Raw genomic sequence first — 21,077 nt, 5'->3', positions numbered from 1 at the left:
GACAAAAACCTGACCAGTCCGGGGTATAAAACAATTGGCACTGGCTTTACAAGCACCCTGTTGAGTTCTCAAAGAACAACCACACACCAACCACAAGGCCCCACATCAGCGGAACCCCCGTTTGGGGCAACCTCTCCAACCTACTCGGTCTTACTTTCGTCGTCAACCTCGTGTTTGAGGTGATCAACTTGGCTCGACCAGACCCACGCTGACGCTCGCCGTTTCCGGCGGTCGTTGCTGTCGTGAGTTTCGGCGGACCGGCCGGCGCCGCTTCCGCGACCACCCGCCCGGCTCCCTGCCGGCTTTCGAACTCTACCCGGTCGGCTTCGCGTTCGCAACTCCGTCTCCCGGAGCTTCGAGCACCGCCCGAATCTCAGTCTGGCTCGGCGTCAACGCCACCAGCCTGGCGCCCGTTCTCGGCCGGTTTGCCCGGCCTCCCGCGTGCAGAGAGAAAGTTACGCGGACGCGCCGCCGAAGGCAAATCAATGATCGTCGTTGGCCGGGACGCGACCGTTTCCGCGATAAGCCGCGGTCGAAGGGGGTCGCCCGGAGCGGTGCCGTGCCAGAGTGGTCGGCATGGATGATCCGTCCCCGGTCCCGGCCGTCGCCGAGGATGCTCTCCTCGGGCTCCTGCTGCCGTTCTGGCAACTGGTGATCGGGGCCGTCGTGCTCGCCGTACTGGTGCTGTCGGTCAGACGCCTGGCCCGGCGCGGCCCCTCCCGGATGACCACCGCCCTGCTGGTCACGGCGGCGGCGATCGCCGGGATCGCCGCCCTGGGTCTGCTCCTGGGCGGCTGACCGGGTCAGAGCCGGCGGTTGGCCAGGCTGGGCAGCTCGCTGCGGATCGCCCGCAGCCGCTCCAGGTCCAACTCGGTGACCGCCAGCCCGGGACCGTCGGCGACCTGGCTCAGGACCGTCCCCCACGGGTCGACCACCATGCTGCGGCCGAAGCAGGTCCGGCCCGGGTCGTGGTCGCCTGTCTGTCCGGCCGCCGCCAAGAAGCACTGGTTCTCGATCGCCCGCGCGCGAAGCAGCACCTCCCAGTGGTCCCGCCCGGTGTGCATCATGAACGCCGCGGGCACGACGAGCAGTTCGGCGCCGCCGTCGACGGCCAGCTGGCGGTACAACTCGGGGAAACGCAGGTCGTAACAGATGGACAGGCCCACCCGAAGACCCTCGACGTCGACCACCACGGGCTTCTCGCCGGGCGCGACGGTTGCCGACTCCCGGTAGGAGACGCGACCGGGAATCTCCACGTCGTACAGATGGATCTTCCGGTATGCGGCGGCGAGCGCGCCCTCGCGGTCGAAGACCAGGGAGGTGTTCCAGGTGTGCGCCGGGTCTGGACCGGCCTCGTGGAACGAGCCCGCGATCACCCACATGCCCAGGCGGCGGGCGGCCTCGGCGAAGAACCGTCCCACCGTGCCGTCGACCGGCTCGGCCGGCGGCATCCCGTCGGCGTGACCGAGGTAGTCGACGTACTCCGGAAGGAGGGCGAGATCCGCGCCAGCCGCCGCGGCCCTGACCAGCAGGGCCTCGGCGGCGGCGAGGTTGGCCGCCCGGTCGTCGCGGGCGTTGAGCTGGCAGACGGCGACACGCATGATCCGAGGGTACGGGCGGAAGCAGGCGTACGACAGGGCTCAGACGCTGGACAGCACGAGCGCGGCGGCGGCGAAGCCGAGCCCGGCCAGCTGCACCGGCCGCAGTCGTTCCCGGTCGATGACGAGCGCGAGCAGGACGGTGCTCGCCGGGTAGAGCGAGGCGATGGCGGACACCACGCTCAGATGTCCCCGTCCCGCGGCGGCGAGGAAGAACGCGTTGGCGGCCGCGTCGAGCAGGCCGGCGGCCACTGTCCAGCCGAACACCCACCGCCCCAGGCGCAGGCGCGTGCCGGTTCGGGCGGCGAGCGCGAGGCCGAACGTCACGGAGCTGACGCGTATGGCGAGCACCGGCCACATGCCGGCGCTCTCGTCGGCCTGGCCGAGCAGCGCGAAGAAGACTCCGAAGAGCAGCCCCGCTGCGAGTGCCATGGTCAGGACGCGGCCGGAGACGCGGCGCGCGGCACCCCGCTCCCCCATGCTGACGAGCCCGATGGCGACCACTGCGAGCCCGGCGCCGCTGAGCGCGACAGCGCCCGGGGAGTGGGCGAGGGCCAGGCCGGCGACGATCGGCACGATCGCCGCGGTGATCGCGGTGACCGGCGCGACGACGGCCATGACGCCGGTGGCCAGTGCGCGGTAGAGCAGGATGACGCCGCCCGCGCCGGCAATCCCGGCGAGCAGACCCCACCCCAGGTCGAGCGGGCTCGGGGTGCCGGGCACGACGAGAACGAGCACCACCAGCAGTGGGAGACTGAGGATCTGCGACACGACGGTGACGGCGATCGGGTCGGCGCGTTGGGACGCCTTGCCGCCGCAGAAGTCGGCGGTGCCGAAGGTGACCGCGGACACGGCGGCGAAGACAACGGGAAGCACCCGGAAGTCGTACCACAATAGTGACCATGAAGGACAGTGTGATGACCGACGCTAGCGGACGGGTGGGCGCGGTGACCTCCGCGGTCGCCGGCCAGGTACGTGAGTTGCGAGCAGCCCGCGGCTGGTCCTTCGAGGAACTGGCCGGCCGGTCCGGCGTCAGCAAGGGCATGCTCGTGCGGATCGAGGGCGCCCGCACCAACCCGAGCATCGGCACGCTCTGCCGGGTCGCCGACGCATTCGGCGTGAGCATCGCCCGGCTGCTGGAGCCGGCCGAACAGAGCACCGTACGGGTCAGCGCGGTGGACGAGGCGCCGGTGCTGTGGCGCGGGCCCAACGGCGGAGTCGCCCGCCTGCTCAGTGGTCTCGGCGAGCCCGGCCTGGTCGAGCTCTGGGAGTGGCGGATCGAGCCCGGCGAGGAGCTGCGCTCCCCCGACCACGCCCACGGCACGCGGGAGATCCTGCACGTCCTCGACGGCACCGCGACCGTCACGGTCGACGGCGTCGACCACGAGGTACGCGCCGGCGAGACGGTCGAGTTCCACGCCGACCGGGAGCACGGCTACCGCACGGCCGGAGACGAGCCGGTACGCCTGATGATGGTGGTGGTGACCCCGTCGGGCGAGTGGGATCGGCGGACCCGTTCACGCGGACCGCGCCCGGGCTGACCCGGGCACGGTCGCGACGGCGGTCAGGCCGACTTCTCCTCGCGGTCCCGCCGGCGCCGGCCGGTGAACTCGCGGGGCACGATCGTCGGGTTGACGTTCTCCAGGACGACCTCGCGGGTGATCAGCACCCGGGCGGCGTCGGGGTTGCTCGGCACCTCGTACATCACGGAGAGGAGGACCTCTTCCATGATCGCCCGCAGGCCCCGGGCGCCGGTGCCGCGGAGCATGGCCTGGTCGGCGATGGCCTCCAGCGCGGGCGGCTCGAACTCCAGCTCGACGCCGTCCAGCTCGAACAGGCGCTGGTACTGCCGGACCAGCGCGTTGCGCGGCTCGGTGAGGATGCGTACCAGGGCGCTGCGGTCGAGGCTGCGCACGTTGGTGATCACCGGAAGCCGGCCGATGAACTCGGGGATCAGCCCGAACTTCAGCATGTCCTCCGGCATGACCTGGCTGAAGATGTCGTCGGTCGACCGCTCGGACACCGACCGCAGCCGGGCGCCGAAGCCGGTGCCGCCGGAGCCGGTGCGGGCCTCGATGATCTGATCCAGCCCGGCGAACGCGCCACCGCAGATGAACAGCACGTTCGTGGTGTCGATCTGGATGAACTCCTGGTGCGGGTGTTTGCGCCCGCCCTGCGGCGGCACGTTGGCCACAGTGCCTTCGAGCATCTTCAGCAGCGCCTGCTGCACGCCCTCGCCGGAGACGTCCCGGGTGATCGACGGGTTCTCCGACTTGCGGGCGATCTTGTCGACCTCGTCGATGTAGATGATGCCCGTCTCGGCGCGCTTGATGTCGTAGTCGGCGGCCTGGATGAGCTTCAGCAGGATGTTCTCGACGTCCTCACCGACGTAGCCCGCCTCGGTGAGCGCGGTGGCGTCGGCGATCGCGAACGGGACGTTGAGCATCCGGGCGAGCGTCTGCGCCAGGTGGGTCTTGCCGCAGCCGGTCGGGCCGAGCAGCAGGATGTTGGACTTGGCCAGCTCGACACCGTCGGTGCCGGAACCCGGGGCACCCGCGGCCTCCGCCTGGATCCGCTTGTAGTGGTTGTAGACCGCTACGGCGAGCGCCTTCTTGGCCTGCTCCTGACCGACGACGTAGTTGTCGAGGAACTGGCAGATCTCCATCGGCTTGGGAAGCTCTTCCCACTTCACCTCGCCGGACTCGGCCAGCTCCTCTTCGATGATCTCGTTGCAGAGATCGATGCACTCGTCGCAGATGTAGACACCGGGGCCCGCGATGAGCTTCTTGACCTGCTTCTGCGACTTGCCGCAGAAGGAGCACTTCAGTAGGTCGCCGCCGTCACCGATCCGTGCCACCTACGTTCTCCCTGCACTCATCGGCCGGAACGCCGGCCCTGACCTGCGAGCGCCGGAGCGCCCGTCCGTCCTGTCGTCCCACCATGCTGTCGAGTCCACCCGATCCGACCGGCGGAGCGGTACAGACCCGACGTTACCCGGTGGCCGGGTTTTCTCCGACCCCCAAAACGGGTGTGTCAGAGGTCGACCGGGAACGATACCCCGATCGACCTCCGACCACACCTTGATCAGCCTGCGGCGTGCGACGCCAGCAGACCCTTCTTGCGGCTGGTCAGAATCGTGTCGACCAGCCCGTACTCCTTGGACTCCTCGGCCGTCATGATCTTGTCACGGTCGATGTCCTTGCGGACCTGCTCGATCGGGCGGTTGCAGTGGCGGGACAGCATGTCCTCCAGCTGCGTCCGCATCCGGAGGATCTCCCGCGCCTGGATCTCGATGTCCGAGCCCTGGCCGTAACCGCCCTCGGTGGCCGGCTGGTGGATGATGATCCGGGAGTTGGGCAGCGCCATCCGCTTACCCGGGGTGCCCGCGGAGAGCAGCACCGCCGCCGCGCTCGCCGCCTGCCCGAGGCAGACGGTCTGGATGTCCGGGCGGACGTACTGCATGGTGTCGTAGATCGCCGTCATGGCGGTGAAGGAGCCGCCGGGCGAGTTGATGTACATGATGATGTCGCGGTCCGGGTCGGTGCCCTCCAGCGTCAGCAGCTGGGCCATCACGTCGTTCGCCGACGCGTCGTCCACTTGGACGCCGAGGAAGATGATCCGGTCCTCGAAGAGCTTGTTGTACGGGTTGGACTCCTTCATCCCGTACGACGTGCGCTCGACGAACGACGGCAGGACGTAGCGGTTGTGCACGGCCGCGAACTGGGGCGGCAGGCTCAGGTCGGTCATCGTCAGCTCCTCGGTCAGCTCAGGGTCCCGGCGCCATCCGGAACCTGCGCGGCCCCGATGATCACCTTGTCGATGAAGCCGTAGTCCATGGCCTCCTGGGCGGTGAACCAACGGTCACGGTCCGAGTCCGCCTCGATCTGCGCCTGGGACTGGCCGGTGTGGAACGCGACCCGCTCCTGGAACATCCGCTTGGTGTAGAGCATCTGCTCGGCCTGGATCGCGATGTCCGACGCGGTGCCGCCGAGGCCGCCCGACGGCTGGTGCATCATGATCCGCGCGTGCGGCAGGGCGTACCGCTTGCCCTTGGTGCCCGCACAGAGCAGGAGCTGGCCCATGGAGGCCGCCATGCCCATCGCCACGGTCGAGACGTCGTTGTCGATGTACTGCATGGTGTCGTAGATCGCCATGCCGGAGTAGACCGAGCCACCCGGCGAGTTGATCCAGAGGAAGATGTCGCGGTCCGGGTCCTCCGCGGCGAGCAGCAGGAGCTGCGCGCAGATGCGGTTGGCCACCTGGTCGTTCACCTCACTGCCCAGGAAGATGATCCGTTCCTTGAGCAACCGGTTGTAGACCGAGTCGTCGAGGTTGCCAATGGAGTCGCCACCGCGGGCCTCGTTCACCCGGAGCGACTTCTTGGGGATGTGCATGTCGGTCATGGCAGCCCTTCGCTCTCCGTACCGTCCTACCCGACACTAACCGCTCAGCCGGGGGGCGTACTCCCGGTCGGGGCACTGTTCGCTCTCAGCGCAGTCACCCGCACGGCGTACCCCGGAAAGGGTTTCGGCCGCCTCCCGGCGCGCAGCGCGGGACGGCGGCCGACACCCCCGATGATCAGTGCTGGTGGTCGTGCTCGGCCTCGTTCTGGGCCCGCAGGGCGTCGAGGGAGACCTCGTTGCCCGCCGAGTCCTTGATCTTGATCTTCTCCATCACCGCGGCGAGCGCCTTGCCCCGGCGGACGTCGCCGAAGACGGCCGCGGCGGCGCCGGAGCGGACCAGCTGGTCGTAGTACTGCTGCGGGGCCATGCCGGCGCGCTGCGCCCGGTGCACGATCTCGTGACCGAACTCGTCGTCGGAGACCTGCACGTCCTCGGCGTCGGCCAGGGTGTCCAGCAGGAGCTGGATCTTGACGCCGTCGGTCGCCGCCTCGGTCAGCTCGGTGTCGATCTGCTCCTCGGTCTTCTCCTCCGCCGCGAGGTATTCCTCCAGGGAGGCGCCGATGCGCTCGAGCTGGTCGACCATCGCGGCCTTGCGGCTCTCGACCTCCTCCTTGACGACGCCCTCGGGCGCCGGCACCTCGGCGGCGGCCACCATCTGCTCCAGGGCCTTGTCACGGGCGGCGTAGATCTGCTCGACCTGCTTGCCCCGGGTGACCCGCTCCCGCAGGTCGCCGCGCAGCTCGTCGATCGTGTCGAACTCGCTGGCCATCTGCGCGAAGTCGTCGTTGAGCTCGGGGAGCTCCTTCTCCTTGACCGTGCGGACGGTCACCGCCACATCGGCGTCGCGGCCGGCGTAGTCGCCGCCGACGAGCTGCGTGGTGAAGGTGGTGTCGTCGCCTGCGGCCAGGCCGACAAGCGCCTCGTCCAGACCCGGCAGGAGCTGCTTGCTGCCCACCTCGTGCGAGATGTTGCTCGCCGAGCCGCCCGGAACCTCCTCGCCGTCAACGGTGGCGTTCAGGTCGATCTGCACGAAGTCGCCCTCCTGGGCGGCCCGCTCGACGGTCTTCAGCGTGGCGAAGCGCTCGCGCAGGCTGTTGATCTGCTCGTCGATCTCGCTGTCGGCGATCTCGATCTCGTCGACGGTGACCTCGATGGTGGCCGGGTCCGGCAGGGTGATCTCCGGCCGGACGTCCACCTCGGCGGTGAAGTTGAGCGAGTCGCCGTCGTTGAACTCCGTGATGTCGACCTCGGGACGGCCGAGCGTCTTCAGGTCGTGCTCCCGGACCGCGGCGAGGATGTTCTGCGGGATGGCCTCCTGGATCGCCTCGTTGAGGACGGTCCCCCGGCCCACCCGCTGGTCGATCACGGCGGCCGGGATCTTGCCCCGGCGGAAGCCGGGAACCTGGACCTGCTGGCCGATCTCCCGGTACGCCTTCTTGAGGCTCGGCTCGAGCTCGACGAACGGCACCTCGATGGCGAGCCGCACGCGCGTCGGGCTCAGAGTCTCGACGGTGCTCTTCACAGGCGTACTCCTTGACGGATCTGGGTGTTGGTTCTGGGGCGTGATTGCGCGCATCGAGTGTAGGCGAGCCGGCCGACGGCATCGGCAGTGCCCGGGCACCGCGCGGAAAAAACCGGCGGTTCCCGGGACGATCCGGTCGCGAACGACAGTCGGGGTGGCGGGATTTGAACCCACGGCCCCTCGCTCCCAAAGCGAGTGCGCTACCAAGCTGCGCCACACCCCGGTGGCGACGAAGAGTGTATGCCGTCCGGCCACCCGCGCGGGTGACCGGGGCGCGGTGTGGCGGCGTTCGGGGCCCGCCCGGGGTACGCGCTGCGCGACGTCCGCCACGATTGGGTACGCTGTCGGCGCACCCCGCGATGGTGGGGTGCGCGCGGGCGTAGCTCAATGGCAGAGCTTCAGTCTTCCAAACTGACGGTGCGGGTTCGATTCCCGTCGCCCGCTCCCTGATGGTGGCCCAGGTCAGAGGCGAATTCCGACCTGGGCCGCATCCATACTTATACCTTGCCCTTGCGGACGTGCCCGCTACGTGCCCGATCACGTTCCTTGGCGATGCTGGCGCTAAGGGCTCCCGCGATGGACTTGTCACGCTCGGCCGTCGCGTGCTGGTAGATCATCGCGGCCCGGGTCGAGCCGTGTCCCATGCACGCCATCAAGCCAGCCAGGCTGGCACCAGTGCCATCGGGGAGAGTGTTGCCCAACGCCGAAGTGGAGCAGTTACGCTGCGTTGCCTTCGCAGGACAGTGATCCTTCTGCGCGATACCGCAAGCACGCCGAACAGGGCAGCCGGCTCCCCTGCCCCCCTTCGTGACACGGGCGGGAAGGGGGGCCAGGTCCTGCCGCTCATCCGGCAGCAACCGCGCCGCACCCCCTCCAGCCACTCATACGCCGCCTCACCGAGGTCGCCAGCCGGTCCGTCCACGTCCAGCTGTACGTCTACCGGTAGTGAAGCCACGCCTAATCACCATCCTTCAAAGCCCCGGTCGACGGACGACGGACGAGCAAGGGCCTTCAAGGTCGCCAGGAAAGAGGGAGAGATTAATGATCCGTCAGGCAGGTCGCATAGGTCCAGCCCGACAAGACATTATTATTACCCTTATCCCAATAGACAAAGAGCCAAGCGTTTGCATTGGTGGCGCCGCACCCGTTGTACCGGGAGCCAACGTCGACGGGGCCGACGCAGATGATGACCGTATTCCGCTGAAGCTCTCCCTTCAGCGTCTTGGTACCGTCGTAGTAATTGTAGACAGGGATGCCACTGTAAGCTTTTACCTTGACCGATCCGGTGGAGCATGTAGCAAATGCCGTCGCCGCGTGAGCGGGCGCAGTGCGCGTGGCGGTGGTTGCGAGAGCCAAGGTTAGGGCCGCAATGATCAGGGCGATGACACGGCGAATCATGGGCAATCCTCTCGAAGAGATCCTATATTGATTATATCCAATCAGGTGTCACCTGCTGTTGCCTTAGAAGTGTCAAACCCCTGACAACTCTGCCTGCTCCGGAGCGGCGAATCTTCCTATCATGAGGTCGAGCAGGCAAGATCTGCGGCGCGGCGCACGTAGCGCCGGCACCGGCCTACACGTTCACGCCATGCCTTTTGTACTTGGAAGTGAGCACTGCGGTGACCCGGCCGCCCTACCAGAACCCGACGGACTGGCCAATTGTGCCGAACAGCAGCGCCATCGCGACGTAGCCCAGCCGACGCCCCACCAGCCCACTCCGTCGCCGTGCGGCACGGCGCAGTTCCACGGTGACGCCCGGATGGATGAAGCGATATCGGATCTCGGTGTCCGGGACTTCCTCGGTGATCTGCCGCGCCGATTCCGGTGCGATCACCGTCTCACTATTTCCATATCTCGGCCCAGCCGTTCCCTCGCAGCAGGGGCGGCCACGACATGGTCATGTCGCGACGCAGGGCGACGGCGTCCAGGAGCCCGCCGCCCGCTCATCCCACGAGCAGTCCCAGGCTCAGCCACCGCCGGAAGGCCAGGCTCAGGGACGCCACCAGAATCGTGAGCTCGAGAGCGGCGTGAGCGACCATGAACGCGCGTACCGCCTCGACGTTGACGACGAACATGCCCCCGGCTTCCAGGTCCACGTCGGACACGGCCCTCTCCACCCGTGCTCGCCCCGCCGCCGGCCCGAGGGCCGGGCAGTGAGTCTCGGCATCCGGCGGAATGTTGTCAACGGATCAGCGCCTGTGCGCTCAGTAGTGCTCCTCGATCGGCCGGCGTGCCTCGTCGAACAGCGCCGGCCCGTCGTACCGCACCGGCCGCGGCGCGGGCGTGGCCGGCTTGACCTGCTCGAACTGTTCGGTGGACAGCGCGTACACGACCCGGCCGAGGCCGGACGCGTTGATCGCCACAGTGCACATCGGGCAGGGCTGACAGCTGGTGTACATGGTGGTGGCGACCGCCGCCTCGGGGGCGAGCTGCCGGGCGGCCCAGCGGGCCAGTTTCAGCTCCGGATGGGCGGTTACGTCCCGGTCGGAGACCACCGTGTTGTGGTCCTCGATCAGGACGGTGCCGTCCGCGCCGACGAGCAGCGACGCGAACGGCCGCTCGCCGGATGCGCCGGCCCGGTCGGCGAGTTCCACGGCGCGGCGCAGGAACGCTTCGTCGTCGGGTGTCATCGGCCCTCCACGTGTTCAGTCGGCGGCGATCTGCTCGACGGATCGGGCGGCGACGGCGAGCAGGGCCGGGTCGGCGCTGCGGGCGTACGCGTCGCTCAGGGTGTCGACGAATTTGATCGCGTGGGCGTCCCCGGTGTCCAGCGCCCGCGCCATGGCCTCGTCGAGTTCCGGCCCGGCGGCCGGCGGGAGGGAACGGGCCTCGGCCGGGGCGTAGGCCGCGGTGACGGCGGCGGTCGCCGCCCAGGCGGCGGCCAGGCTCGGGTGCCACAGCGCCGGCGGCAGGGCCGGCAGGGTACGCAGGACGGCGTTCGGCGCGGTGGCGGCGTGCACGAGCATCACGGGACTGGCGTACCCGTGCGTGCCGTGCCGGACCACCGCGGCGTCGACGACAGCGGCGAGCCGGGTGGGCACGTCGTCGGCGGCGTCGCCGGGCACGGCCGCCGCGGCGGCCGACCACCGGTCCAGGTCGGCCAGCTGCGCCAGGCGGGACCGGATGCCGAACCGCTGATCGGGTACGCGCGGCACGGCGTCGAGCGCGGACCGGGCGTCGGTTCCGGGGTACGGCCCGCCGCCGGGCGGGGCGAGCGGCTGCCAGCGGGCGGCCCAGTAGGCGAGCCCCTGGCCGAGTTCGGCCACGCGCGGTGCGGTCTCGGCGTCGAGCAGCGCGCGCACGGCGTGGCCGACGCGGATGACGCCGTGGGTGGCGCCGGCGGCGATGCCCGGCAGCAGGCGCGGCCACCACCGGGCCAGCACGTCGCGCCACGGCTCGCCGGCCAGCTCGCGGTCGAAGAGGTCGAGCCAGTCGCCGGTACGCACCGGGTCGCCGAGCGGGTCGCGCCACTCGTCGGCGGCGATGCGCCGGATCCCGCGCGGGCGTTCCTCCAGCCGGTCGGCGTACGCGTCGATCCAGCGATGCACGGCCCGCCCGTGGCCGTGGCGCACCAGGGCCTCCGCCGCCATCGGCACGTGGTTGGACAGCCACCCGTCGCGCTCGGGACCGGTGTGGCGTACACGCTCGTACGCCTCGTCGAGTACGGAGTTCAGCACGCCCGCAAGCGTCCGACCTGAAGTCCGGTTGACGTCAAGCGGGCGCGGAACCGACTGGTGTCCGGCGGCGTCGAAGCGGCCATGAGACTTCGTGCCCTGCTCGTCGTCGCCCTGGCCGCGCTCGGCCTGGTCGTGGTCGTGTCACCCGCCGAACCCGCCTGGGCCTGCTCGTGCGCCCTGTCCACGACCGAGCGGGACGAGCGGGCGGACAGCATCGTCGTCGGCACCGTCTCGGAGGTGACCGACCGCGGGGTCCGGATCACCGTCGACTCCGTCGAGAAGGGCGGCGCCGGGGTCGGCAACACGCTCGGCCTGAAGGTGTCGCGCAGCGAGGAGAGTTGCGGCTACGGCTTCCGCGTCGGCGCGCGGTACCGGGTGAACTCGTCCGCCGGTGCCACCGGGCTGTGCGCCGGGATCCGCGAGATCTCGGCCCCGGCGCTCGCCGCCACCCCGTCCGCCGCCTCGGCGGAGCGGACGCAGGTCGCCGGACGGCACGTCCCCGGCCCCTGGTGGATCGTCGGCGGCGCGACAGTGGCGGTACTCGCCGCCGGGCTGGTGGTGGCGGGCCGGAGGCGGACGCCCCTGACCGTCCCCCGGTCAGGACAGGCGGCGGCGGAGCTGCGCCATGTCCTCCGCGGGCAGCGCGTCGGCCACCAGCAGCCGGGGCAGCAGCTCCGGCTCCAGCATCGTGGCCCGGAACACCAGCGCCACCGTCACGTCGTGGTCGGGCCGGTGCACGATCTCGACCGGGTCCCCGGCGCCGACGCTGCCCGCCGTGATCACCCGCAGGTACGCCCCGGGCCGTACCTCCTGGGTGAACCGCTTGATCCAGCCGCGTTCGCCCAGCCACCCCTGGAACGTGCCGCAGGGGATGCGCGGGCAGGAGACCTCCAGCACCAGGTCCGGCCCGATCCGCCACCGCTCGCCGATCCGCGCGCCGTTGACGTCCAGCCCGGTGGTGGTCAGGTTCTCCCCGAAGCTGCCGTCGGCGAGCGGGCGGCCCAGCTCGGCCTCCCAGTGGTCGAGGTCCTCCCGCGCGTACGCGTAGACCGCCTGGTCGGTGCCGCCGTGGTGGGCGACGTCGTAGACCCGGTCACCGGCGAGCCCGACGTCGCCGGTGCCCTTGGGGCCGGGCGCGGTGACGGCGACGCGACCGTCCACGGGCCGCTTGTCGATGCCGGTGGCCCCGATCCCCTTCCAGGGGTTCGGTTGCGGTCGGCCGACGTTGACGGAGATCACCTTCATGACCGCGACGGTATGCGGCCCCGGTCCAGCCGGCCACCCCATTCCGCCGGGCCGGGTGGGCGGCGGGGCAGCGTGGGCTGCGTACGATGCGGGCCGGACATCCTCGTCGGGTGGTGGAGGTAGCCGCGGATGGCAGGCCAGCAGGACGGTTTCGCCCTCGGCGTGGACCTCGGCACCTCGAACACCGTGGCGGTGCTGCGCTGGCCGGACGGGCGGACCCGGCCGGTGCTCGTCGACGGCCACCCGATCCTGCCGTCCGGCGTCCACGCCGACGCGGACGGTCACCTGCACGTCGGGCGGGACGCGCAGCGCCTGGCCCAGGCCGACCCGGCCGGCTACGAGCCGAACCCGAAGCGCCGGGTCGACGAGGAGACGGTGGAGCTGGGCGGGCGGGCGTACCGGCCGGCGGAGCTGCTGGCCGCGACGCTGCGCGCGGTCGCGGACGCGGCGGTGGCGGCGGTCGGGATGCTGCCCCCGGCGGTGGTCACCCACCCGGCGGCCTGGACTCCGGCCCGCCGTCAGGTGCTGCACGACGCGCTGGAACTCGCCGGCTGGCCGGCCGCGGCCGAGCACACGCTGGCCGGGCCGATCGCGCCCGGCACCCGCCTGCTGCGCGAGCCGGTGGCCGCCGCGCGCTACTTCACGCAGGTGCTGCGCCGGCCGGTGCCGGTGGGCGGCTCGGTGGCGGTGTTCGACTTCGGCGGCGGCACGCTCGACGTGGCGGTGCTGCGCAACGAGGGCGCCGACCCGTGGGGCGACTCCGGTTTCCAGCTGGTCGCCACCGGCGGGATCCCCGACCTCGGCGGTCTCGACCTGGACGCGGCCCTGCTCGGACGGCTCGGCGAGCTGGTCGGCCCGGTCCACCCGCGCGAGTGGGCCCGGCTGACCGCTCCGGCGAGCACCGCCGAGCGGCGGGACCGCCAGCAACTCTGGGACAACGTGCGCGGCGCCAAGGAGATGCTTTCCCGGGCCATGGTGGCGCCGGTCGCCGTACCGGGGGTGGAGGCGGCGGTCCCGCTGTCCCGGGAGGACTTCGAACGCCTGGCCGCGCCGCTGCTGGCCCGGGCGGTGACGGAGACCCGGGAGGTGACCGCCGCCGCCGGGCTGCGCCCCGAGCAACTGTCCGGCCTGTTCCTGGTCGGCGGGTCGACGCGGGTGCCGCTCGTGGCCCGGCTGCTGCACGCCGAGCTGGGCATCGCGCCGACGGTGCTGGAACAGCCGGAGATGCCGGTCGCCGAGGGCGCGCTCACGGACCTGCCGCTACCTCGCCGGTCCGGCCGTCCCGCCGTGCCGGTCCAGGCCGCGCCGCCACCACCCGCGCCGACGCAACCCGAATCGGCACGGCCCGCGCCGGCCGCGGGCGAGACCGCCGCCACGGTCGCCGCCGGTGCGACGAGGACGAACCCGACCGCGCGCCTCGGCGGGCCGGACGCGGCGTCCGCCGGACCGCACGGCACGCTGGTCGCCGACGGCGCCGCCCCGCAGACGCCCTTCACCAGGTACGACGGCACGCCGCTCGCCGGTCCGGTTCCGCCCCAGCCCACGAGGTACGACGGCACACCCGCCGCCCACGGTCCGGTTCCGCCCCAGCCCGCCGGGGGATACGGTGCCCCTCCGCCCGGCGGCGGCTGGCAGCCCGGCGTACCCGGGGCGCCCTTCTCCCCCGCGCCGAACGGTGTCCGGCCCGGCGGCGGCCGGCCCCGGCGCGGCCGGTGGATCGCGCTCGGCGCGGGTCTCGTGGTGGTCGCCGTGGCGGCGTCGGTGCTGCTCTGGGTGTTCCGGGACCGGCACCCGGCGCTGGACTTCCACGCCCCCGAGTTGGTGCGGACGGTGGCCGCCGGTGACACGCGGCCGGACCAGATGTTCACCGCGACGCTCGGGGACCGCGCCTACCTGGCCCGCTCGTTGCCCGACGACCATCTCCACGTGACAGCAGTCGAGGCGTCGACCGGCAAGACCGTCTGGGAGACGCGGACCGACGCGAGCGCGCAGCGGTGGGCCGGGGTCCGGGCGCTGCCCGACGGGCTGCTCGTCCTCTCCGACGCCACCGGCGGCGACAACCCGCGCGTGCTCGCGGTGCTCGACGGCGATTCCGGCGAGCAGCGCTGGCGGACTGACGTCGGCCGCGACGACACCCTGCACCTCGGGCCCGACACGATCGTCCGGCTGGACCGCACCGGCGAACGCCTGGCCGGGCTGCGGCTCAGCGACGGCCGGCAGCGGTGGGAGCGGCCCAACCCGCGCACCGAGTACGGCGACGCGCGCACGAAGGTGTTGCCGGTCGCCACCGGTGCGGCGCTGGACGGCGCCGCCGACGCCGAGGGCGCGCCGCTCGCCCCGTGGGCGGGGAAGGCGGACCGGCTCGTGCAGGTCGGCGCGGACCGCTCGGTCCGGGTGCTTGACATGCGCACCGGAAAGATCCTCAAGGAGCGGGGCAACGTGGCCGGCCTCGACGATCCGATGGCCGCCCGCGACGACCGGCTGTACGTCGCGGAGGACGAGCGTGGCCTGCGGCTGCTCGCCTACGACCTGGGCAGCCTCGGCACGCCGGGCGTGCTGTACGAGGCGCCGGAGCAGGGCGGCCGGGTGAAGGATCTGGTCACCTGCGGTGAGCGTCGCGTGTGCCTGCTGGAGACGACCGGCAGCGGCGCCGACGACACCCGCGTGGTGGCGGCGACCGAGGGTGCGGGCACCCGGCAGTGGGCGGCGCCGCGCGCCGAGTCGCTGGTGCCGGTCGGTGAGCACGTGCTGGCCGGGCGGACCTCGCCGGACGCGCTGACGCTGTTCGCGCCGGACGGCACCGCGGTGCGGGAACGGGACGGGTCGGCGGTCCGGCTGGACGCCGGCAACGTGCTGATCTTCTCCAAGGCCCCGAGCAGTTTCGAGGACGACCGGGTCCTCGCCGGCATGGCGGTGGACGGCAAGCCGGTCGAGATGGGGCAGCTGAAGCAGATCCGCAGCGAGTCCTGCTCGTGGAACACCGAGATGCTGGTGTGCGGCGCGGAGAAGGGGTTCCAGCTGTACCGGTTCGCCGACTGACCGGAAGTGAGCTTGACAGCGATCGATGCCTCGGCTGGTGTGAACGGCAGAGAGATCGACGTTCGTCAGGAGGCCCCGTGTTCGTCCGACGACGGTGGACCGCACTCACCGCCACAAGCATCCTGATCGCCGCGGCGCTGACCCACCCCGGGCAGGCCGCCGCCGCACCGCCCGCCCCCGCGATCACGCTCGCCCCCACCGAGACCGCCCTCGTCCGCGTGCGGCTCGCCGACCGGGCGCAGCTCGACCGCCTGGTGGCCGGCGGCGCCGACCTGGCCAACCGCCCCCGCTCGCGCGACGGCGAACTGACCGCCGACCTCGTCCTCACCGGACGGCAGCTCGCCGACCTCACCCGGCAGGGAGCCACCGCCGCGCAGGTGGTGCAGCGCGCCGACGACGGGGCGCGGCGCCTGGCCGAGAGCCGCCGCGCCGCGCAGGACCGCACCCGCGCGGGGCTGCGCGCGAGCGGCACCACCGCCGCTGTCGACACGCTCCAGTTCCTCCAGGCGTACTGGTGGACCACCGGCGGCCGGACGTTCCTCCAGGCCCAGGTCGCCACCACCGCCACCGACGACCCGGACGTCGAGATCACCGTCACCTGGCGGACCGCCGACGGTGCCACCGGCTCGTTCCCGCTGTACCGCTTCGAGGACTCGGGCGAGTACCAGTACCACTACGCGCTGCCGCAGCCGGTGCCGAGCCGCCCGGTGCAGCTCACCGCCACCTCCACGCTGGGCGGCACGAGCCGGCCGGTGACGCCGTCGCTCTGGCCGAACGCGACCCCGCCGCCGCAGCCGGCCGGCTACCAGAAGGACTTCATCGACGCGTACCTGACGCCCGTGGACATCAAGGCGCGCATCGCCCGGCTCGGCCGCCAGTACCGCGACCTGGTCGACGTGATCGACCTGCCGAACAAGACCCAGGGCTACCGCCGGACCGCCGCCGCCTACCTGGGCGACCCGGCGGCCGCCGCCGTGGTGGTCGAGTCGGTCCGCTTCGGCGACCAGGGCATGAACGGCGTACAGGTGCGCACCGTCGACCCGGGCCGGCCGAACCGGCCGCTGAGCATGCGCTACCGGGACCGGGTGCTGACCATCTCGCTGGCCACCGACGGCGCCGGCACTGTCACGAGCACCACCGACGACGTCGCCGCCCTGATCAACGCCCCGCGGGGCGCCCGCTTCCGGGCCACGGTGGAGGACGGCTCGGCCGGGCTGCCGATGCCGGTGGCCGGGCCGGTACGCCTCGACGACGGGTTGCAGGGCACCGAGGTGCCGGCCCGGCCGTGGACGGTGCAGGCGCTGCGCATCGGCAAGCACCGTGACGGCTCCCGGATCGGCGTGCTGGCGTACTCGCAGGAGCACGCCCGGGAGTGGGCGACCCCGCTGGTGACGCTGGAGTTCGCCGAGCGGCTGCTCGCCAACGCCCGTACCGACGCGGCCACCCGCAAACTGCTGGAGCAGGTGGACGTGTTCGTCGTCCCGACCGTCAACCCGGACGGCGCGAACTACTCGTTCCACGACTACAACTTCCAGCGCAAGAACCTGGTGAACCACTGCACCGGCGAGGCGCGGGACCCGAAGTACCGCACCATGTGGGGCGTCGACGTCAACCGCAACTACACGGTCGGCTCCCTGTTCGACGGGTACGTGGGCGCGAGCACCAACTGCCTCGCCGGCAACTACGCGGGCACCGCCGAGCTGTCCGAACCGGAGAGCCGCAACGTGATCGACCTGGCCAAGGCCCACCCGAACATCAGGTTCGCGATGAACGTGCACTCCTACGGCGGCTACTTCATGTGGCCGCCCGGGGCGTACAAGGCCGACGGGCGGGTGACGCTGCCGCGCCCGTCGATCGACGAGTCGACGCTCTTCCTGGGCAGCGCGCGGCGCATCGTCGGCGCCATCGCGGCCGAGCGCGGCACCGTCACCTGGCCGTCGCAGACCGGCCCGGTCGCCGACGTGCTCTACTCGGCGGCCGGCAACTCCGCCGACCAGCTCTACTACGAGCTGGGCATCTTCGCCTGGGACTTCGAGGTCGGAAACGACAGGTGGAACGAGGCCACCGGCCAGTGGGAGGGCGTCGGCTTCCAGCCGCCGTTCGACGAGGCGCACGCCGAGGCGCAGGAGTACGCGGGCGGCCTGATCGAACTGGTCCGGGTGGCCCGCGACTACGCCGCCCGCAACCCGGTCCGGCGCTGACCGCGGGCGGTCCCCGGCCGGCCGATCCGGCCGGGGACCGCGTCCGCCCCGCCCAGCTCAGTCCGCGGTGCCGAGGTCGCGGAAGACGGCGAGCGCACCCGGGTCGTCGATGGTCGCCGGTACCGGCTCGTCGCGCCCCTCCACCAGGCCGCGCATGGTGCGCCGCAGGATCTTCCCGGACCGGGTCTTCGGCAGCGCAGGCACCACACTCACCCGGCGGAACGCGGCCACCGGGCCGATCCGCTGCCGGACCAGCGCGACCAGCTCGGCGGCGAGCGCGTCCGGGTCCACGTCGGCGCCGGCCTTGAGCACCACGTACCCGCTGGGAACCTGCCCCTTGAGCGCGTCGGCCACGCCGATCACCGCGCACTCGGCCACCGCCGGGTGCGTCGCCAGGACCTCCTCCATCGCACCGGTGGACAGGCGGTGCCCGGCCACGTTTATGACGTCGTCGGTGCGGCCCATCACGTACAGGTAGCCGTCCTCGTCGAACCGGCCGCCGTCGCCGGTCAGGTAGGTGCCGGGGAACGTGGACAGGTAGGAGCGGACGAACCGCTCGTCGTCGCCCCAGAGCGTGGGCAGGCAGCCGGGCGGCAGCGGCAGCCGGATCACTATCGAGCCGTCAGTGCCCGGCGGCACGTCGCGGCCCGCGCCGTCGACCACGCGCACGTCGTAGCCGGGCACCGGCACCGACGGCGACCCGGGCTTGAGCGGCAGCGGCTCCAGGCCGCGCGGGTTGGCCGCCACCGGCCAGCCGGTCTCCGTCTGCCACCAGTTGTCGACGACGGGTACGCCGAGCCGCTCCCCCGCCCAGGCCCAGGTGTCCGGGTCCAGCCGCTCACCGGCGAGGAAGAGGGTACGCAGAGCGCTCAGGTCGTACCGGGAGATGTGCTCGCCCTCCGGGTCCTGCCGGCGGATCGCCCGGATCGCTGTGGGCGCGGTGAACAGGGCGGCCACCCGGTGCTCGGCGGCGACGCGCCAGAACGCCCCGGCGTCGGGGGTGCCGACCGGCTTGCCCTCGTAGAGCACCGTGGTCGCGCCGGTGAGCAGCGGCGCGTACACGATGTAGGAGTGGCCGACCACCCAGCCCACGTCGGAGGCGGCCCAGAAGACCTCGCCCGGCTCGATGCCGTAGACGTTGCGCATCGACCAGCGCAGCGCCACCGCGTGCCCGCCGTTGTCCCGCACCACGCCCTTGGGCCGGCCGGTGGTGCCGGAGGTGTAGAGGATGTAGAGCGGGTCGGTGGCGGCCACCGGCTCGCACGGCGCCGGTTCCGCGTCCGCCATCACCTCGTCCCAGGTCAGATCGCGGCCGGGCACCAGCGGGGCCGGGTCCTGCGGGCGCTGCACCACCACGCATCGCTCCGGCGCGTGCGTGGCCTCGTCCAGCGCGGCGGCCAGGATCGGGTGGTACGGCACCACCCTGTCGACCTCGATGCCGCAGGAGGTGGCGACCACCACCTTCGGCCGCGCGTCGTCGATCCGGACGGCCAGTTCGTGCGCGGCGAAGCCGCCGAAGACCACCGAGTGCACCGCGCCGATGCGGGCGCAGGCCAGCATGGCGACCACCGCCTCCGGAACCATCGCCAGGTAGAGCAGGACCCGGTCGCCCCGGCCGACGCCGAGGCGGCGAAGCGCACCGGCGAACCGGGCGGTCTCGGCGAGCAGTTCGGCGTACGTGAGCGTCCTGACGGTGCCGGTGACCGGGCTGTCGTGGATCAGCGCGGGCTGGTCGCCCCGGCCGGCGGCGACATGCCGGTCCAGCGCGTTGTGGCAGGTGTTCAGCACCCCGTCGGGAAACCAGCGGTACAGCGGCGCCGCCGAGTCGTCGAGGATGCGGTCCGGTGGGATGACCCAGTCGATGTCGGCCGCCGCGTCCCGCCAGAAGCCGGCCGGGTCGGCGATGCTCCGGTCGTACGCTGATCGATACGCGCCCATGCCGTCATGCTGCTCCGCGACACCGCACCGGCACGACGGCCGACCGGGTCCGGTGCGCCGGAAGCACGCCCCGGCTCGCCGAACGGCCCCTCACGGCGCTGGGCGGTGACCGCTCAGCCCAACGGGCGACGGATGAAGCCCGTGGGGCGGGGTAAGGCAGAACGGTCCTGGTGGAGCGACGACCGGCGTCGCGGCGTACCGCGGCCGGACGCGGGCGGGCGGCACGAATGCCGCCCGCCCGCGCATTCCGCGGACCGGCCCCGGCAAACCGAGTTTGATCAATGACGGGCATCGACTAGCGTGCCCAGGCGTGAAAACGAACCGGATCATCCCGATCCTCTTTGCCTGTGCCGTGCTGGGCCTCGCCGCGTGCGGCGACGAAAAACCAGCGACCACGGCCGGGCCGGCGGCCACCTCGGCCTCCGCCGTACCCTCCACGGCGGCCCCCTCGCCCTCGGCGGCCGCGATGAGTGACAAGGACCTCTGCACCGCCGCAGAAAAAATCAACAAGGACATGCGGGCGAAGCTCATGACCGCCGTGCAGTCGGGTGGCGACCTGACGAAGCAGACCGGCGAGATCCTGACCGAACTCGGTGACCGGGTGGCCAAGCTGGCCGGGACCGCCGGGGACGGCAAGGCGGCCACCGCCCTGAAGGAGTTCGCCGCGGAGGCCGGCAAGGCGGGCTCGGCCGCCGACCCGGGAACCGCCGCCGACAACCCGGCCATGGAGAAGGCCAGCAAGGACATCAACGCCGCCTGCAAGACCGCCGGCGCCCCGACCACCTTCTGACACCCCGGGTCGTCCGTCCGGCGCGCAGCCGGACGGACGACCGGCCGGCTCAGCTGCCGGTCACCCAGTTCCAGGCGGAGACCACCCACTCGGTCTGCTGGAGGTACGCCACACCCACGCCGGCCAGGAACAACGCGGTGACCAGGTGGGCGCCCTTGGCGCTGCGGCGCACCCGGCCGAACTGCCGCTCCAGGATCAGCCGGCCGAGCAGCCGGGCCAGCGCGAACAGGCCGACCGCGGTGAGCAGGCTGAGCACGAACGTGAGCAGCGGGGCCACGAGGTTGCCCCGGCCGGAGATCGCCCAGATGCCCCAGCACACGAACGCGAACAGAGCGCCGGCGGCGCTCAGCTCGCCGCCCTTGCGCGCCTGGGCCAGGTGCCAGCTCATCGGCCGGCGCGGCGCCGGCTCGGCCGCCCAGTCGCTGTGCTCGACGGTGGGGAACTGCTCGGTGCGGGGCGTACGCGACGGGCGCGGCTGACCGACCGCCGCCACCCCGCGCTGGAACGCGTCCCGCTGCGGGGGCACCACGCCCGGCTGGGGCGGCACCTCCACGGTGCGCTCGGCCCACGGCTGTGTCTGGTCCGCCATCTTCCGTCCTCCCCCTCGACCGGTTCCGGCCTCGGTTCCGAGGGTAGCCAGCCCGCAAATTGGGTGCCGACCCCC

General features: G+C 71.9%; 19 protein-coding genes, 2 tRNA genes and 1 pseudogene. 7 read left to right on the top strand and 15 right to left on the bottom strand.

Annotated features, from left to right (window positions below):
• Window positions 1–576: 576 nt before the first annotated feature.
• Window positions 577–798, top strand: coding sequence for a hypothetical protein (locus AB0D28_RS16085; RefSeq protein ID WP_357386367.1), 222 nt, complete (start codon window positions 577–579; stop codon window positions 796–798).
• Between the two features lie 5 nt (window positions 799–803).
• Here the strand turns inward: AB0D28_RS16085 and AB0D28_RS16080 are convergent, their stop codons facing one another.
• Window positions 804–1,601 carry a carbon-nitrogen hydrolase family protein gene (locus tag AB0D28_RS16080; RefSeq protein WP_357386365.1) on the bottom strand — a complete coding sequence of 266 codons (798 nt, stop codon included), beginning with the start codon at window positions 1,599–1,601 and terminating at the stop codon, window positions 804–806.
• A 39-nt stretch (window positions 1,602–1,640) separates the two neighbouring features.
• On the bottom strand, window positions 1,641–2,474 hold the full coding sequence (locus tag AB0D28_RS16075; protein WP_357386363.1) for an EamA family transporter: 834 nt from the start codon (window positions 2,472–2,474) through the stop codon (window positions 1,641–1,643).
• A gap of 41 nt (window positions 2,475–2,515) precedes the next feature.
• On the opposite strand from AB0D28_RS16075, the gene AB0D28_RS16070 reads away from it, so the two are divergent.
• Complete coding sequence (locus AB0D28_RS16070) at window positions 2,516–3,139, top strand: XRE family transcriptional regulator (protein ID WP_357386361.1); 624 nt, start codon at window positions 2,516–2,518, stop codon at window positions 3,137–3,139.
• Between the two features lie 23 nt (window positions 3,140–3,162).
• Here the strand turns inward: AB0D28_RS16070 and clpX are convergent, their stop codons facing one another.
• From clpX to AB0D28_RS16045, 5 genes are all read right to left on the bottom strand, one after another.
• Window positions 3,163–4,455 carry an ATP-dependent Clp protease ATP-binding subunit ClpX gene (clpX, locus tag AB0D28_RS16065; RefSeq protein ID WP_091423211.1) on the bottom strand — a complete coding sequence of 431 codons (1,293 nt, stop codon included), beginning with the start codon at window positions 4,453–4,455 and terminating at the stop codon, window positions 3,163–3,165.
• A gap of 227 nt (window positions 4,456–4,682) precedes the next feature.
• Window positions 4,683–5,345, bottom strand: coding sequence for an ATP-dependent Clp protease proteolytic subunit (locus AB0D28_RS16060; protein ID WP_013288034.1), 663 nt, complete (start codon window positions 5,343–5,345; stop codon window positions 4,683–4,685).
• A 14-nt stretch (window positions 5,346–5,359) separates the two neighbouring features.
• Window positions 5,360–6,001 (bottom strand): ATP-dependent Clp protease proteolytic subunit, encoded by a 642-nt coding sequence (locus tag AB0D28_RS16055; protein WP_013288035.1) that lies wholly within the window; start codon window positions 5,999–6,001, stop codon window positions 5,360–5,362.
• 175 nt (window positions 6,002–6,176) lie between these two features.
• A complete protein-coding gene (gene tig / locus AB0D28_RS16050; RefSeq protein ID WP_357386358.1) occupies window positions 6,177–7,523 on the bottom strand; it encodes a trigger factor in 1,347 nt (448 codons plus the stop codon).
• A 149-nt stretch (window positions 7,524–7,672) separates the two neighbouring features.
• Window positions 7,673–7,746, bottom strand: a tRNA-Pro gene (locus tag AB0D28_RS16045).
• A 150-nt stretch (window positions 7,747–7,896) separates the two neighbouring features.
• On the opposite strand from AB0D28_RS16045, the gene AB0D28_RS16040 reads away from it, so the two are divergent.
• Window positions 7,897–7,967 (top strand) — tRNA-Gly (locus tag AB0D28_RS16040).
• Between the two features lie 594 nt (window positions 7,968–8,561).
• Here the strand turns inward: AB0D28_RS16040 and AB0D28_RS16035 are convergent.
• The 5 genes from AB0D28_RS16035 to AB0D28_RS16015 form a co-directional block, all read right to left on the bottom strand.
• Window positions 8,562–8,921, bottom strand: coding sequence for a hypothetical protein (locus AB0D28_RS16035; RefSeq protein WP_357386357.1), 360 nt, complete (start codon window positions 8,919–8,921; stop codon window positions 8,562–8,564).
• 235 nt (window positions 8,922–9,156) lie between these two features.
• Window positions 9,157–9,357: a hypothetical protein gene (locus AB0D28_RS16030; protein ID WP_357386355.1), complete on the bottom strand. Its 201-nt coding sequence runs from the start codon at window positions 9,355–9,357 to the stop codon at window positions 9,157–9,159.
• 109 nt (window positions 9,358–9,466) lie between these two features.
• Window positions 9,467–9,628, bottom strand: a complete 162-nt coding sequence (locus AB0D28_RS16025) for a hypothetical protein (RefSeq protein ID WP_357386353.1) — start codon at window positions 9,626–9,628, stop codon at window positions 9,467–9,469.
• A gap of 99 nt (window positions 9,629–9,727) precedes the next feature.
• Entirely contained in the window at window positions 9,728–10,153 is a 426-nt protein-coding gene (locus AB0D28_RS16020) for a nucleoside deaminase (RefSeq protein ID WP_357386351.1), read from the bottom strand.
• A 15-nt stretch (window positions 10,154–10,168) separates the two neighbouring features.
• A complete protein-coding gene (locus AB0D28_RS16015; protein WP_357386349.1) occupies window positions 10,169–11,200 on the bottom strand; it encodes a hypothetical protein in 1,032 nt (343 codons plus the stop codon).
• A gap of 81 nt (window positions 11,201–11,281) precedes the next feature.
• Between AB0D28_RS16015 and AB0D28_RS16010 the strand changes: the two are divergent.
• A pseudogene (locus AB0D28_RS16010) lies at window positions 11,282–11,776 on the top strand (hypothetical protein); the annotation flags it as partial.
• A gap of 21 nt (window positions 11,777–11,797) precedes the next feature.
• Here the strand turns inward: AB0D28_RS16010 and AB0D28_RS16005 are convergent.
• A complete protein-coding gene (locus AB0D28_RS16005; protein WP_357386347.1) occupies window positions 11,798–12,445 on the bottom strand; it encodes an MOSC domain-containing protein in 648 nt (215 codons plus the stop codon).
• A 129-nt stretch (window positions 12,446–12,574) separates the two neighbouring features.
• Here AB0D28_RS16005 and AB0D28_RS16000 point away from each other — a divergent pair, with 129 nt between their 5' ends.
• Window positions 12,575–15,484, top strand: a complete 2,910-nt coding sequence (locus tag AB0D28_RS16000) for an Hsp70 family protein (RefSeq protein ID WP_357386345.1) — start codon at window positions 12,575–12,577, stop codon at window positions 15,482–15,484.
• A gap of 77 nt (window positions 15,485–15,561) precedes the next feature.
• Window positions 15,562–17,685, top strand: coding sequence for a M14 family zinc carboxypeptidase (locus AB0D28_RS15995; RefSeq protein WP_357386343.1), 2,124 nt, complete (start codon window positions 15,562–15,564; stop codon window positions 17,683–17,685).
• Between the two features lie 57 nt (window positions 17,686–17,742).
• On the opposite strand, the gene AB0D28_RS15990 is transcribed toward AB0D28_RS15995, so the two are convergent.
• The gene (locus AB0D28_RS15990) at window positions 17,743–19,623 is read right to left on the bottom strand and encodes a propionyl-CoA synthetase (protein ID WP_357386341.1); all 1,881 of its coding nucleotides are present in this window, start codon (window positions 19,621–19,623) and stop codon (window positions 17,743–17,745) included.
• A gap of 466 nt (window positions 19,624–20,089) precedes the next feature.
• Here AB0D28_RS15990 and AB0D28_RS15985 point away from each other — a divergent pair, with 466 nt between their 5' ends.
• Window positions 20,090–20,413 (top strand): hypothetical protein, encoded by a 324-nt coding sequence (locus AB0D28_RS15985; RefSeq protein ID WP_357386339.1) that lies wholly within the window; start codon window positions 20,090–20,092, stop codon window positions 20,411–20,413.
• Between the two features lie 49 nt (window positions 20,414–20,462).
• Here the strand turns inward: AB0D28_RS15985 and AB0D28_RS15980 are convergent, their stop codons facing one another.
• The gene (locus tag AB0D28_RS15980; protein ID WP_357386338.1) at window positions 20,463–21,002 is read right to left on the bottom strand and encodes a hypothetical protein; all 540 of its coding nucleotides are present in this window, start codon (window positions 21,000–21,002) and stop codon (window positions 20,463–20,465) included.
• Between the last annotated feature and the right edge of the window lie 75 nt (window positions 21,003–21,077).

This window comes from Micromonospora sp. NPDC048169 (assembly GCF_040652815.1).
Taxonomy (GTDB): domain Bacteria; phylum Actinomycetota; class Actinomycetes; order Mycobacteriales; family Micromonosporaceae; genus Micromonospora.
This window is presented reverse-complemented; position numbering and strand designations above follow the sequence as displayed.